This is a genomic window from Streptomyces sp. NPDC006643 (assembly GCF_042870175.1).
In the GTDB taxonomy this organism is placed as follows: Bacteria; Actinomycetota; Actinomycetes; order Streptomycetales; family Streptomycetaceae; genus Streptomyces.
The window spans coordinates 107,978-121,257 of record NZ_JBIAHA010000017.1 but is presented as its reverse complement, the minus strand read 5'-3'; the positions used below and the strand labels follow the sequence as shown (position 1 = coordinate 121,257).

Sequence of the window (13,280 nt, the reverse complement as noted above, 5' to 3'; positions counted from 1 at the left end):
GCGTGCCAGGCTGTCCCGCATGAGCAGCTCCGACGAGATCATCGACATCGTGGACGAGCACGACCACGTCGTACGGCAGGCCACACGCGGTGAGGCGTACGCGAAGGGCTTGCGGCACCGCTGCGTCTTCGTCCTCGCGCGCGACGCGGACGACCGAATCTTCGTCCACCGCAGGACCCCGACCAAGGCGGCCTTCCCGTCCCACTACGACATGTTCGTGGGCGGTGTGGTGGACGCGGGCGAGACGTACGACGACGCGGCGCTGCGCGAGGCCGAGGAGGAGCTGGGGGTGTCGGGCCTGCCGCGCCCCGTACCGCTGTTCACGTTCCTCTACGACGCCGAGGAGGGACGGTGGTGGTCCCGGGTCTACGAGGTCCGCTGCGTACTGCCGGTCTCCCCGCAGCTGGAGGAGATCGACTGGCACGCTTTTCTCACCGACGCGGAGCTGGAGCGACGGCTGGCCGAAAACGCGGAGGGCGCCGGCGACGGCGGGCGGCGGTGGACGCCGGACGGTCTGATGGCGTACGAGCTGCTGAAGGCGGCCCGCACGCGAGATGCGTAAGGTGCGACGGGTGATCGACTTTGTGCGGAGCCTGCGTCTGTGGTTCGCGCCCCGGCGGATCAGCGACGAGGGCACGACGCCCGACTACCGCTTCTCGCTCGCCAACGAGCGCACGTTCCTGGCCTGGATCCGGACCGCGCTCGCCCTGGTGGGCGGCGGATTCGCGGTCGACCAGTTCCTGCCGGACCTGCGCTGGGGTGTCCGGGTGGGGCTCGCGGTGGTGCTCTTCGCGATCGGCGCGCTCAGCGCGCTGCGGGCGATCAGCCAGTGGGTGCGCAGCGAGCGGGCGATGCGCCGGGGCGAGGATCTGCCGGTGACGGCCTTTCCGACGCTGCTGGGTCTGTCGGTGGCGGCCGTCGCCGTGATCATGCTGGTCGTGGTGGTGGCGGGCGGGAGCCGCTGATGGGCGGCCCGCCCCCGGGTGACGCCGCGCGGGACCCGGGCCTCCAGCCGGAGCGGACCCGGCTGGCCTGGCGGCGTACGACGCTGACGTACACGGTCGTGGCGGTGCTCGCGGGCCGGCAGGTCGTCCGGGGCGACACGACGGCCGCCGGGGTGGTCGCGGCGGCGCTGGGCCTGCTCGTCTGGCTGGCGTTCCTCCTGGTGGCGCACCGGCGGATGGTGGCGCTGGACACCGCGGAGCCGCGCGCGCTGCCGGTGCGCGCGGGAGTGGCGACGGTGGTGTGTGTGATCTGTCTGGCGGCGTTCGGTGTGACGGTGCTGTGAGGGCGCGCTACCGGTTGCCCGTCTTGTAGCGCGCCCGTGTGCCGGAGCGGGGGCGGGCGCCCGAGCCGGTGCGGGAGGTCGCCCTGGTACGGAGCGCCAGCGCGATCCGGCGCTGTTCGCGCCCCGCGAAGCCCGGCTCACGGGCCATCAGCCGGATCAGCTCCTCGCGCAGCCGGCTGTCGCGGCCCGCGTCGGTGAAGTACCGGGCCTCGGCGAGCGCGCGGGCGACCCGGTGGTGGCGGGGCGCCGGCGTCGACTCCTCGTCGAACCAGTTCCCGTGCGGGAAGGACTGGTTGACCTTCGGCTGATCGTTCGCCAGATACGACCACACCCGGCCGTCGAGGGACACGTCGGTCACATGGGCGGCCGGCAGGGTCCGCACCCAGGCGTTGTCGGGATCCTGCTGCCAGCGCCAGGTGCGGGGGCTGGTGCGCGTGCGCGCCGTCACGCCGATGTACCGGAGCTTGCGCCGGATGACCGCCCACGGCTCGCGGGTCTCCTCGATCCACTCGGCGAGATGACGGTGGAGCGTGCCGTAACTGCGCCCCTCCGCGACGACGTCGACCAGGGCGATGGGGCGTCTACGGCGCGCCAGCGCGTACGGCTCAAGTCCCACGGAGGCGAGGTGTTCGCGGAAGCGGCGGGCGTCGGCGGGGCTCCAGTGGGTGTCGGCCATGCAGGAGACCGGCAGCCGCAGCAGCCGCCCGTCCCACGGCGAGTGCTCCAGCGCGCCGGTCAGCAGGTCGTACATCGAGTCCAGCGACCGGCCGAGGAAGCAGAGGTCGGCGCCGTCGACGCGGGCGAGGACCTTGGCGGTGGCGGTGGTCAGCTCACGGAGGACCGCATCGGAGGGCGGGCTCGGGTCCTCCGGCGTGGCGAGCGTGCCGAGTTGGTCGGGCCGGCCGCCGCCGAACGAGGACAGCGACCAGCGGAAGGGCTGGGGCGGCGGTGCGGCTGCGGCGGTCATGTCCCCCAGTTCAGCACCGGGCGGCTCGTGCGGTCATCCGATTTACGGGACGCGAACCGGACTTACCGACCATCACGGACAGGACTGGTAGCGTCCCGACCGGCCGCTCACCTATCGCCCGAACCACAGCAAAGGTGCACATCATGACGCCGCTTCACCAGGAACACGCCAGGCACGAACACACCCACGGACCGACCTGCGGCCACACCGAGGTGCGGCACGGCGACCACGTCGACTACGCGCACGACGGCCATCTGCACCGCAAGCACGTCGAGCACTGGGACGAGTGCGAGCCCGTGGCCCATGTCGTCCACGAGAGCCACCCCCACCGGCACGGCGAGGGCTGCGGCCACCCCGCCGTCGCGCACGGCGACCACAAGGACTACGTCCACGACGGCCACCGGCACGCCGCCCACGAGGGCCACTGGGACGACCACTGACCCGGCCGCCCGCCGCCGGGTCCGGCCCCCGGACCCGGCACCTGGATCCCGTTCCGCACTGGACGGCATACCGACTGGTCGGCATCATGAACGGCGAAGGCTTTCCACCGCCCCCGCCCCCATGGAGGTACGACCGATGAGCGCCAGTCCCCCGCCAGGACTCGACCCGGAGCGGCTGCGCGGCCACCTCGACCGCGAGCGCCCCGGACTGGTGGGCGGACCGCTGAGCGCCCGGCTGATCGAGGGCGGCCGGTCGAATCTGACCTATCTGGTCACCGATGGCGCGCGGGACTGGGTGGTCCGCAGGCCCCCGCTCGGCCATGTCCTCGCCACGGCGCACGACATGAAGCGCGAGTTCCGGGTGATCAGCGCCCTGCACCCGACGGCCGTGCCGGTGCCCGAGCCCCTGCTGCTGTGCGAGGACCCCGATGTGCTCGGGGCGCCCTTCTACCTGATGGAGTACGTGCGGGGGACCCCGTACCGTACGGCCGAACAGCTCGCCCCCCTCGGCCCCGGGCGCACCCGCGCCGCGCTCCTCGGCCTGGTCGACACCCTGGTCGAACTGCACGCGGTCGACCCCTCGGCGGTGGGACTCGCCGACTTCGGCCGGCCCGAGGGTTTCCTCGACCGTCAACTGCGCCGCTGGGGAAAGCAGTTGGACGCCTCACGGAACCGGGACCTGGCCGGCGTCGACGAGTTGCACGCCGCGCTCGGCCGCTCGCTGCCGGACTCCCCCGCGCCGACGGTCATTCACGGCGACTACCGGCTCGACAACGTCCTGATCGGCGACGACGACCGCATCAAGGCCGTCCTGGACTGGGAGATGTCCACGCTCGGCGATCCGCTGACCGATCTCGGGCTGCTCGTGATGTACAGCGCGCCGCTGGAGATCACCGGCTCCCCGATCAGTACGACTGCGGGCGCGGCCGGGCATCCCGACCCCGCCGAGCTGATCGCGCGCTACGCCGCCGGGTCGGGCCGCGACACCTCGGCGATCGCCTGGTACACGGCCTTCGCCTGGTTCAAGCTCGCGGTGATCCTCGAAGGCATCCACTACCGCTACACGCTGGGCCAGACCGTCGGCGGCGGATTCGAGCGCATCGGGGATCTCGTCCCCGTCTTCATCGAGCACGGCCTCACCACCCTCCAGGAAGGCTGACCGGGACCCATGGACTTCGCATTCGACGCCCGTACCGAGGAACTCCGCAGCGAGCTGCTGGACTTCATGGACAAGCACATCCGTCCCGCCGAGCCGGTCGCCCACGAACAGCGGGCCGCTCTCGCCGACCCCTGGGACACCCCGGAGATCGTGGACGAGCTGAAGGCCGAGGCGCGCGGGCGCGGGCTGTGGAATCTCTTCCTGCCGGACAGCGAGCACGGCGCCGGGCTGACCAATCTCCAGTACGCGCCGCTCGCCGAAATCACCGGCCACAGCCCGCAGTTGGCCCCGACGGCGCTCAACTGCGCGGCGCCCGACACCGGGAACATGGAGGTGCTCGCCCAGTTCGGCAGCGACGAGCAGAAGGAGCGCTGGCTCCGGCCGCTGCTGGCCGGTGAGATCCGCTCGGCGTTCGCGATGACCGAACCGGAGGTCGCCTCGTCCGACGCGACGAACATCCGCACCCGGATCGAGCGCGCCGGTGACGAGTATGTGATCAACGGCCGTAAGTGGTACATCTCCGGGGCGATGAACCCGGACTGCCGGATCTTCATCGTGATGGGCAAGACCGACCCGGACGGGCCCGACGCCCGCCGCCAGCAGTCGATGATCCTCGTCCCGCGCGACACCCCCGGTCTCACCGTCGAGCGCGCGATGAGCGTGTACGGCTACGAGGACCACTCCCACGGCGGCCACGCCGAGGTGTCGTTCTCGGACGTCCGGGTCCCGGCCACCCATCTGATCGGCGAGGAGGGCGGCGGGTTCGCCATCGCCCAGGCCCGGCTCGGCCCCGGCCGGATCCACCACTGCATGCGGCTGATCGGCATGGCCGAGCGCGCCATCGAGCTGATGTGCCGGCGGGCGGTGTCCCGTACGGCCTTCGGCAAGCCCATCGCCGCGCAGGGCGTGGTCCGGAACTGGATCGCCGACGCGCGGGTGACGGTCGAGCAGTTGCGGCTGCTGGTGCTCAAGACGGCCTGGCTGATGGACACGGTCGGCAACCGGGGCGCGCACACGGAGATCCAGGCCATCAAGATCGCGACGCCGCGCGCGGTGGTCGGCATCATCGACAGCGCGGTGCAGCTGTACGGCGCGGGCGGGGTGAGCCAGGACTATCCGCTGGCGGAGCTGTGGGCGGCGGCGCGCACGCTGCGGCTGGCGGACGGCCCGGACGAGGTGCACCAACGGTCGTTGGCGCGGCGGGAGTTGAAGAAGTATCAGTAGCCAGGGCCGCTACCGCTTGAAGGTGACCTGCTTCTCGTCCGGGTCGTAGTCGTAGTAGCCGGTGAAGCCCCAGTTCTGCCAGCCGCCGTCACCGTTGTTGACGAGGGTTCCCTCGTCGACGGCGAAGATGTTGACGCCGTCCACCACCGCGAGGTGTTCGATACCGGAGACTCCGGAGAAGGAGATGTCGTTGAAGGACTTCACCGCGATGATGTTCGTGTCGGGGAAGCTCCGGCCGTACTCCTCGATCAGCGACCGCGTCAGCTCGCCGTCGTCGCCCGGGACATCGCCGGAGTAGTCGGTGCCCGGGTACGGTCCGGCCCCCGTGTACTTCGGTGTCTCGTCGTTGAAGTTGACCGTGCCCGGGCCGGTGGGGATGGAATCGGCCTCCAGATCGGCGGGTTCGGGCTGCTCGAAGGCCGCCTCCTTGCCGTCGCGGGAGAAGTCGCCGTAGTAGGCCCAGTTGGTGTAGCCGCCGTCGCCGTCGTTGCTGAACCTCCCCTTGTCGAAGACGTACACGTCGAACACGGCCCGGCCGGACGCGATGTCGTCGCCGGACTCGTCGTCGTGGTACTCCGGGGAGTTCAGCCGGTATCGGCCCTCGTGGACGAAGGAGTCCGGCTCGTCCACCCAGTGCGACGGCTGCTCCGAGTGCATCGCGAGAACGTTGTAGTCGGGGTAGCAGCGGCGCAGATCGTTCACGAGCATCCGGACCGCCTGCGTCGACGCCTCGTTGTCCAGCGGGGAGTAGGTGTTGTAGTACCGGCTGCGGTCGGGCGGTTCCTGCCCCTCGATCTGGCACCCCTCGTCGCCGGGCCGCCAGCCCTCCTTCCGCTTGGGGCGGGGCGGCTCCTGGAAGGTGACGGTGCGGCGGTCGTCGCTGACGTCGAAGACGCCGTGGAACGCCCGGTTCTTCCAGCCGAGGTCGGCGTCGTCGGACCAGGTGAACTTCCCGGTCTTGAAGGCGTAGACGCGGTAGGTCGTGCCGCTGATCTCGACGGTCTCGATCAGGGCCGCGCCGTCCATCTGCTGAAGGTTTCCCTCGTGCGGCTGGGCGATGACGATGTTGTGGTCGGGCAGGCAGTAGGCGAGGTCGTCGAGCGCCAGCTGGACCCGCTTCTCCTTGTTCTTCTCGTTGTCGATCTCGTCGATGACGAAGTTGACCAGGTACGAGTAGCCCCAGGCCGCCGCCTTGCTGACGGGGCCGTTGCCCGGCACGGAGACCCTGGAGTTCGAGGACCGCTCGCGCGGCTCGAAGCAGAGGCTGGGGAGCGCGTTCCCCTCGCCGGCGGGCTTGCCGGTGGCTTCGACGACGGGCGTCTCACCGGGCCTGTCGACGGGCCCCTCGTCCGGCCCGCCCGGCCCGCCGGGCCTCTCGCCGGGGGCTGTCGCGGGCTCGACGGGTTCGCCGGGACCGGATTCGTTCCCGGCCTCGCAGCCGCCGCCGTCGGCCATGTGGACGATGCGGCAGACATGGTGGCGCGCGTAACCGGACACGTCACCGCCGATGCCGGTCGCGACGATCGCGCCGGTCACCACGGCGACGAGCGCCAGCATCCCCAGATACTCGGGAGCCGACTGCCCTCTGTTCAGGCGTACGGCCCGGCGTATCCAGTCGCTGCGTTTCACACGTCACCTCGTCGTAGCCCGCGTCGGGGGCGGGGAGCGTCACCCCGCCGTCCGGAACGGTAACGACGGCCCCCGGACCCAGCGCGAGGGTCCGAAGGCCCACGCCGGGCCCCATTCGGCGATCGGGGCCCACCGGCGCGGGCGCGCGGGCTACGCGGGCAGCGGGCGGTCCTCGACCACGTGTCTCATCGCGCTCAGCCCCGAGGGCGGCGAGGTCCGCGTCGGCCGCCCCGGGCGGTGAGCCCGCACTCGCTCACGGGCGCAGCGCGCGCAGCAGCAGATCGGCGAGGTGGTCGGCGACCTGCTGCGGGGTGAGCGGCCCGTCGGGGCGGTACCAGGTGGAGAGGTGGTGGACGGAGCCGAAGTGGTAGTCCACCACCAGGTCGGCCGGTGTGGCGGAGGTGAACACCCCGGTGCGCTGGCCCTCTTCGACCAGCGCGCGGAACCGCTCGTGGTAGCGCCGCCGTTCGGCCCGTACCTGTTTGTTCTTCTCGGGGCTGAGATGGTGCATCGAGCGGAAGAAGATCGCCGCGTCGTCCAGATTGTCGATGGTGGTGACGACCACGTCGGCCGCCGCCGCCCGGAGCCGTCGCTCCACGGGCTCGTCGGCGTCGGCGAAGGCGTCCAGCCGCTCCTGCTGGAGGCGGAGCACCCGCGCGTACACCTCCTGGAGGAGGTCTTCCTTGGAGCCGAAGTAGTGGTAGAGCGCGCCCTTGGTGACGCCCGCCGCCTCCACGATCTCCTGGACCGACGTGCTGCCGTAGCCCTGCTCGGCGAAGAGCCGGGTGGCGGCGGCCAGCAGCCGCTGGGGTACGGGCATGCCGTTCCCGTCCGTCGTTCTGGCCACTGTCGCCGCCTGCCTCTCTCAGTTCTCGGCGGGGTGCGCCGCCGTGGTGCCCGCCGCCGTCCCCCGGTACGGACGCGGCTGCCGCCCGAGGATCTTCCCACTCATGGCCGCCGGCCCGGTCACGGCCCGGTCGCTTCCCATTTCTGCTGGATCCGGTTCATGCCGTTCAGCCAGCGGTCGGGGTCGCCGGCGCGGGCCCGGGAGTAGTCCGCCACCTCGGCGTGCGGCAGCACCAGGAACCGGTCCTCGTCCATCGCGTCGAACAGCGCGTCGGCGACCTCGTCGGGCTCGATCGCCGTCGGGGCGAGTACGAGTCCGCCCGCCGCTCCCGAGGCGGTCAGCATGTCCGTCCGTACGCCCTGCGGGCAGATCGCGTGCACCTTGAGTCCACGGTGACGGTAGGTCAGGGAGAGCCATTCCGCGTAGGCGAGCGCGCCGTGCTTGGTGACGCTGTACGGCGCGGCGCCGATCATCGTGAGGAGTCCGGCGGCGGAGACGGTGGAGACGAACCGGCCCGTGCCGCGCTCCAGCCAGCCGGGCAGCAGGACCCGGGAGGCGCGGACGTGCGCCATGACGTTGACGTCCCAGGCCGACGCCCAGACGTCCTCGGCGGCGAAGGCGTCACCGGCCGAGCCGACACCGGCGTTGGCGCAGTAGATGTCGACGGCGCCGCCGAGCGCGTCGCGTGCCTGCTCGACCACGTCGGACGCGTCGCCCGGTACGGCGGCGAGGGCGCCGATGGACTCGGCCACTGCCCGGGCCTTGCCGGCGTCGAGGTCGTTGACGACCACGCGGGCGCCCCCGGCGACGAATCTGCGGGCGAGCGCGGCACCGATACCGCCACCGGCTCCTGTGACCACCACTCGCGCGTCCCGCACCGTAACCATCGGACCTGCCTCTCCGGTTCACCGTCACCGTTCACCGTCCACCGCGGCACACACCGCTCGACACCAGCAGACTAACCGGTCGGTATGTTGCGGGGAAGGACTAGAGTGCGTGCCCATGACAAACAGCACGCCGATGACGGAGGTGGCCGAATGAGCCTGTCCCGAAGGAGTCTGATCGCCGCGGGCGGTGCGGTGGGCGCGGTGGGCGCTGTCGCGGCGGCCGTTCCCCCGGCCGCCGCGACCGGCGGGAGCGGCGGGAGCGGCGGGAGCGGGCGGGTCCGTACCGGCTTCGACCGGCTGGCCGCCGACGGCTACCGCACGCTCGCCGGGCAGCGGGTGGGGATCGTCACCAACCCGACCGGCGTCACCCAGGACGTACGGCACGTCGTCGACGTCATGCACCCCGACGAGCGCGTGAACCTGACCGCCGTCTTCGGCCCCGAGCACGGCTTCCGGGGCACGGCGCAGGCCGGCGGCTCCGAGGGCAGGTACGACGACCCGGCGACCGGGCTGCCGGTGTACGACACGTACCAGACCAGCGGACAGCCGCTCGCGGACATCTTCACCGAGTCCGGTGTCGACACGGTCGTCTTCGACATCCAGGACGCGGGCGCCCGCTTCTACACCTACATCTGGACGCTCTACGACTGCATGGAGGCGGCGGCCCTCGCGGGCAAGCGCTTCGTCGTGCTCGACCGCCCGAACCCGGTCACCGGCCGGGCGGCGCTCGGGCCGGTCCTGCACCCGGAGTTCGCCACGTTCGTCGGCCGCCGGCCGATCGCGCAGGCCCACGGCATGACGGTCACCGAACTGGCGCTCCTCTTCAACGGCGAATTCCTCGACCGGCCCGTGGAGTTGGACATCGTGAAGATGTCCGGCTGGCGCCGCGCCGACTTCTTCGACCGGACCGGACTGCCCTGGGTGCCGCCGAGCCCCAACATGCCCACGCCGGAGACCGCGCTGGTCTACTCGGGCACCTGCCTCTTCGAGGGCACCAACCTCTCCGAGGGCCGGGGCACGACCCGCCCCTTCGAACTGCTCGGCGCCGAGGGGATCGACCGCGCGTGGGCCGAGGCCGCCAACGCGGAGGGACTGCGCGGGGTGCGTTTTCGTGAGGCGTACTTCGCGCCGACGTTCTCCAAGTTCCAGGGGAAGACGGTCGGCGGGGTCCAACTGCACGTCCACGACCGGGAGTCGTTCGACCCGGTGCGGACGGGCATCGCGCTGCTGGTGACGGCCAGGAGGACGTGGAGCGGTTTCGCCTGGCGCCCGGACAACTGGATCGACAAGCTGACCGGCTCCACCTCCGTACGCACATTGATTGACGCGGGCGCGGACACGGACGAGGTGGCCGGCGCCTGGCGCGCCGAACTCGCCGCGTTCGAGAAGACCCGTGAGCGGTACCTCCAGTACCGCTGAGCGGGGCTGATGGCAGTCCTCATGGGTGAAAAGCCCATTGATGGCTGCCATCGCATTTTCGATGGAGCCGGATCGGGCACGCGTACGTCTATTGGATGACGCCGATGCAGCAACGACGGAGGTGGCAGGCGATGGCCGGATTCCGGAGTCTCGCGAGACAGGTGCGCGATCCCCGATGCGACCTGGCACTACGCCGGTATTCACTGCGTAAGTGCCTTGAGCGATTTGCCCCTTATGGGCATCGGGCCACCTGGGACCATCTGTGTGAACGGCACGACATCGAGCCGGAGGACAGGGCTCCCGATCCGGTGCGGCTGATGGCCGCGCTCGACGAACTGGAAGAGGCGCGGGCCGTCTGGCTGGCGTACGAGACGCAGTTCGCCAAGCGCCGTAAGCGCGAGAAGCACGACGGACTGAGAAGACCAGGCACGTTCGACGACTGGCACCGCAGGACGTGGGGCGGCAACGGGGTGGTGCGGTGCGACGACCCGGCCGTGCATCCGACGGAGCCGCTGGCCGAGGTGCTCCGCCGGCTGATCGCCGGGCTGGAGTCGGGACCGGGCGGCGCGTGCCCGGTGTGCGCGGAGAAGGGAATCGTCTGGCGGCCGGATCTGTCGCAGGCTCCCTGGGCGGGAGCGGTGTGCAAGGGCTGTGGCATTGTCGTGCCACGGCCCGTTCTTACGTCCGAGGCCATGGAGCGGGCGAAGCGCGTACGGCAGCGGGAGTTGGCCTCGGTGGCCTGACCCGCCCCGGGCTGGGCGGGCCGACGGCGCCGGACGACGGACGACGGACGAGTAACGGCAGACGGTGGACGACGACGTACGGATCGGCCAGGGGCGCGCCGATCCGTCGGACGCCACTTCCGAACGCCGCTTCCGGACGCTACTTCGCGGCGCGCTTGCGCTCCGCCAGCAGCCGGGAGCCCGACATCCGGTCGCCGAACACGTCGTCGGGGTTGGACAGCACGCAGGTCTCCAGCGAGAGACAGCCGCAGCCGATGCAGTCGGTCAGATGGTCACGCAGCCGGCCGAGTTGCCGGATGCGCTCGTCCAGTTCGGAGCGCCAGGCCGCGGAGAGCCGTGCCCAGTCGTCATGGTTCGGAGTACGCCCCTCGGGAAGCTCCGCGAGAGCGTCCCTGATGGTGGCGAGCGGGATGCCGACGCGCTGGGCCGCGCGCACGAACGCGACCCGGCGAAGGGTGTCCCTGCTGTAGCGGCGCTGGTTGCCGCTCGTACGGCGGCTGCTGATCAGCCCTTTCGTCTCGTAGAAGTGCAGGGCCGACGTCGCGGCACCGCTGCGCGCTGACAGCTGCCCGACGGTGAGTTCATGGATCTTCTCCGGAATCTGCGGCACCCCACCGACCCTACGTGGGCGTCGTGTCACGCGTTGACAGGACAGACGGCCCCCACCATGCTGAGCAAGCGCTTGGACACCCGCTTGGAGAGGCAGGGATCGACAGACATGGCTGAGCCGAGGGTCTTCACTTCCGCGGAGGAGCTGCGCGCCGCTGTCGGCGAGCAGTTGGGACACAGCGACTGGCTGGAGGTCGACCAGAAGCGGATCGATCTCTTCGCCGAGGCCACCGGTGACCACCAGTGGATCCATGTGGATCCGGAGCAGGCCGCGAAGGGTCCGTTCGGCACGACCATCGCGCACGGCTATCTGACGCTGTCGCTCCTGCCGGTCCTCGTCCCGCAGATCCTGACCGTGCGGAACGTGACGATGGGCGTCAACTACGGCGCCAACAAGGTACGTTTCCCCTCCCCCGTGCCCTCGGGCTCCCGGGTGCGCGCGACGGCCGTGCTGAAGGAGGTCGCCGAGGCGGGCGGTGGCGTGCAGGTCACGGCCGTCGTCACGGTGGAGCGTGAGGGCGGCGAGAAGCCGGTGTGCGTCGCGGAGTCGGTCTCCCGCTACTACTTCTGACCACCCACCCGCCGCCGCTTCCGGCCGGTCACGTCCGGCCGGTCACCGGCGGCAGCGGGCGGTCCCGCGCCACCACCATGCGCAGCACGAGGTCGGCGTAGAGCGCGCCGACCTCGTCGGGCGTCCGGCGCCCCTCGGTGTTGAACCAGCGCGCCACGTCGATGCAGAGCGACAGCACGGCGAGGGTGGTGCCGGGGACGTCCGGGACGTCGAACTCCCCGTCCCGTACGCCGTCCTGGAGGATCCGGCGCACCGTCGCGTCGCTGCGTCGGCGCAGCTCGACGATCTCGGTGCGGTGTTCGTCGGCGAGGGCGTCGAGTTCGTACTGGACGACGCGGGCCGTGGTGTGGCGTGCCGCGTGCCAGCGGACGAAGGAGCGGACCGCGCCGGTGAGGCGCTCGGCCGCCGTGCCGTCGCGGTCGGCGGCGGCGGTCAGGATCTCCAGGGCCTTGTCGTGGCCGATGCGGCTGATCCGGTGGAGCAGTTCTTCCTTGGTCTTGTAGTGGATGTAGAGCGCCGCCGGGCTCATCCCGGCGCGGCTCGCGATGTCGCGGGTGGTGGTGGCGTGGTACCCGCGTTCGGCGAACGCCTCCACGGCGGCGACGAGGAGCCTTCTGGCCGCCTCGGGGGTGACCTCACCCCACGGCATGCCCTCGCCGTCGGGCGTCCGTTCCGCCGTACGCATCCCTCTCGCCCCTTCCGGCCTCTTCCGGTCAACAGAACGCACACCCTACCCCGAAGGTGAGCAAGCGCTTAGGTGTCCGGTCGAACCGGCGTCGTACGCGCGGGCGGACCGCCGCGGGGCCGTCGCCCTACGATGTGCGCCATGGCCCGACCCCGCAAGCCGCTCCTCAGCAGAGACCGCATCGTCGCGACGGCGGGCGCGCTCGTCGACGCCGAGGGGCTCGGTGCCGTCTCCACCCGCCGGCTGGCGGCGGAGCTGGGGGTCAGCGGACCGTCCCTCTACAACCACTTCCGCAACAAGGACGAGATCCTGGACGCCGTCGCGGACTCCGTCAGCGCGCAGGTCGATCTGTCGATGTTCGACGAGGACGACGTACGCGACTGGCGCACCGCGCTGCACGACTACGCCGTCTCGTATCGCGCCGCGCTCACGGCGCACCCGCACATCGTGCCGGTCCTCGCCCAGGGGCCCGGCCGCCGCCCGGCGGGGCTGCGGGTGGCCGACACGGTCTTCGGCGCGATGGTCCGGGCCGGGTGGCCGCCGGTCCAGGCCACCCATATCGGGGCGCTGATGCGGTACTTCATCACGGGGTCGGCGCTCGGCTCGTTCGCGCGCGGCTTCGTGGACGACGAGACGGCGTACGACCCCGCCGACTATCCGCACCTCGGCCAGGCTCATCTGCTGGCCGAGCGGCAGCAGCGGGTGGACGAGGGCGCCTTCGAGACGGGGCTCAGGGCACTGATCGACGGGCTGGCCGCCCAGTATGAGACAGTTCGGGCCACGCCGAAGCGTTTCTGAGGCACCCTGGAGAT

16 protein-coding genes are annotated in these 13,280 nt (G+C 71.2%); 10 read left to right on the top strand and 6 right to left on the bottom strand.

The window, feature by feature from the left end:
- Positions 1–19 precede the first annotated feature (19 nt).
- The 3 genes from ACFYNU_RS23400 to ACFYNU_RS23390 are packed head-to-tail and all read left to right on the top strand — an operon-like array spanning position 20 to position 1,288.
- Positions 20–562: an NUDIX domain-containing protein gene (locus ACFYNU_RS23400; protein WP_356588466.1), complete on the top strand. Its 543-nt coding sequence runs from the start codon at positions 20–22 to the stop codon at positions 560–562.
- Positions 563–572: 10 nt separating this feature from the next.
- Positions 573–965, top strand: coding sequence for a DUF202 domain-containing protein (locus tag ACFYNU_RS23395; protein WP_356588464.1), 393 nt, complete (start codon positions 573–575; stop codon positions 963–965).
- Positions 965–1,288 carry a DUF202 domain-containing protein gene (locus ACFYNU_RS23390; RefSeq protein WP_356588462.1) on the top strand — a complete coding sequence of 108 codons (324 nt, stop codon included), beginning with the start codon at positions 965–967 and terminating at the stop codon, positions 1,286–1,288. Before ACFYNU_RS23395 ends, ACFYNU_RS23390 begins: the two co-directional genes overlap by 1 nt.
- A gap of 7 nt (positions 1,289–1,295) precedes the next feature.
- Here ACFYNU_RS23390 and ACFYNU_RS23385 read toward each other — a convergent pair whose 3' ends face one another.
- Positions 1,296–2,255: a hypothetical protein gene (locus ACFYNU_RS23385; RefSeq protein WP_356588460.1), complete on the bottom strand. Its 960-nt coding sequence runs from the start codon at positions 2,253–2,255 to the stop codon at positions 1,296–1,298.
- Between the two features lie 143 nt (positions 2,256–2,398).
- Here ACFYNU_RS23385 and ACFYNU_RS23380 point away from each other — a divergent pair, with 143 nt between their 5' ends.
- From ACFYNU_RS23380 to ACFYNU_RS23370, 3 genes are all read left to right on the top strand, one after another.
- On the top strand, positions 2,399–2,695 hold the full coding sequence (locus tag ACFYNU_RS23380; RefSeq protein WP_356588458.1) for a hypothetical protein: 297 nt from the start codon (positions 2,399–2,401) through the stop codon (positions 2,693–2,695).
- 136 nt (positions 2,696–2,831) lie between these two features.
- The gene (locus ACFYNU_RS23375; protein ID WP_356588456.1) at positions 2,832–3,854 is read left to right on the top strand and encodes a phosphotransferase family protein; all 1,023 of its coding nucleotides are present in this window, start codon (positions 2,832–2,834) and stop codon (positions 3,852–3,854) included.
- Positions 3,855–3,863: 9 nt separating this feature from the next.
- On the top strand, positions 3,864–5,078 hold the full coding sequence (locus ACFYNU_RS23370) for an acyl-CoA dehydrogenase family protein (RefSeq protein WP_356588454.1): 1,215 nt from the start codon (positions 3,864–3,866) through the stop codon (positions 5,076–5,078).
- A gap of 9 nt (positions 5,079–5,087) precedes the next feature.
- Here the strand turns inward: ACFYNU_RS23370 and ACFYNU_RS23365 are convergent, their stop codons facing one another.
- The 3 genes from ACFYNU_RS23365 to ACFYNU_RS23355 form a co-directional block, all read right to left on the bottom strand.
- Positions 5,088–6,707, bottom strand: a complete 1,620-nt coding sequence (locus tag ACFYNU_RS23365) for a hypothetical protein (RefSeq protein ID WP_356588452.1) — start codon at positions 6,705–6,707, stop codon at positions 5,088–5,090.
- Between the two features lie 253 nt (positions 6,708–6,960).
- Positions 6,961–7,554: a TetR/AcrR family transcriptional regulator gene (locus ACFYNU_RS23360; RefSeq protein ID WP_356588450.1), complete on the bottom strand. Its 594-nt coding sequence runs from the start codon at positions 7,552–7,554 to the stop codon at positions 6,961–6,963.
- Between the two features lie 119 nt (positions 7,555–7,673).
- Positions 7,674–8,441: an SDR family oxidoreductase gene (locus ACFYNU_RS23355; RefSeq protein ID WP_356588448.1), complete on the bottom strand. Its 768-nt coding sequence runs from the start codon at positions 8,439–8,441 to the stop codon at positions 7,674–7,676.
- A 150-nt stretch (positions 8,442–8,591) separates the two neighbouring features.
- Here ACFYNU_RS23355 and ACFYNU_RS23350 point away from each other — a divergent pair, with 150 nt between their 5' ends.
- Together ACFYNU_RS23350 and ACFYNU_RS23345 are read left to right on the top strand one after the other, a co-directional pair.
- Entirely contained in the window at positions 8,592–9,860 is a 1,269-nt protein-coding gene (locus ACFYNU_RS23350) for a DUF1343 domain-containing protein (RefSeq protein WP_356588446.1), read from the top strand.
- 131 nt (positions 9,861–9,991) lie between these two features.
- The gene (locus ACFYNU_RS23345; RefSeq protein WP_356588444.1) at positions 9,992–10,603 is read left to right on the top strand and encodes a hypothetical protein; all 612 of its coding nucleotides are present in this window, start codon (positions 9,992–9,994) and stop codon (positions 10,601–10,603) included.
- 139 nt (positions 10,604–10,742) lie between these two features.
- On the opposite strand, the gene soxR is transcribed toward ACFYNU_RS23345, so the two are convergent.
- On the bottom strand, positions 10,743–11,213 hold the full coding sequence (gene soxR, locus ACFYNU_RS23340) for a redox-sensitive transcriptional activator SoxR (RefSeq protein ID WP_356588442.1): 471 nt from the start codon (positions 11,211–11,213) through the stop codon (positions 10,743–10,745).
- Between the two features lie 108 nt (positions 11,214–11,321).
- On the opposite strand from soxR, the gene ACFYNU_RS23335 reads away from it, so the two are divergent.
- A complete protein-coding gene (locus ACFYNU_RS23335) occupies positions 11,322–11,783 on the top strand; it encodes a MaoC family dehydratase (RefSeq protein WP_356588440.1) in 462 nt (153 codons plus the stop codon).
- A 28-nt stretch (positions 11,784–11,811) separates the two neighbouring features.
- On the opposite strand, the gene ACFYNU_RS23330 is transcribed toward ACFYNU_RS23335, so the two are convergent.
- Positions 11,812–12,468 carry a TetR/AcrR family transcriptional regulator gene (locus ACFYNU_RS23330; protein WP_356588438.1) on the bottom strand — a complete coding sequence of 219 codons (657 nt, stop codon included), beginning with the start codon at positions 12,466–12,468 and terminating at the stop codon, positions 11,812–11,814.
- 141 nt (positions 12,469–12,609) lie between these two features.
- On the opposite strand from ACFYNU_RS23330, the gene ACFYNU_RS23325 reads away from it, so the two are divergent.
- Positions 12,610–13,266: a TetR/AcrR family transcriptional regulator gene (locus ACFYNU_RS23325; RefSeq protein WP_356588436.1), complete on the top strand. Its 657-nt coding sequence runs from the start codon at positions 12,610–12,612 to the stop codon at positions 13,264–13,266.
- Positions 13,267–13,280: the final 14 nt, after the last annotated feature.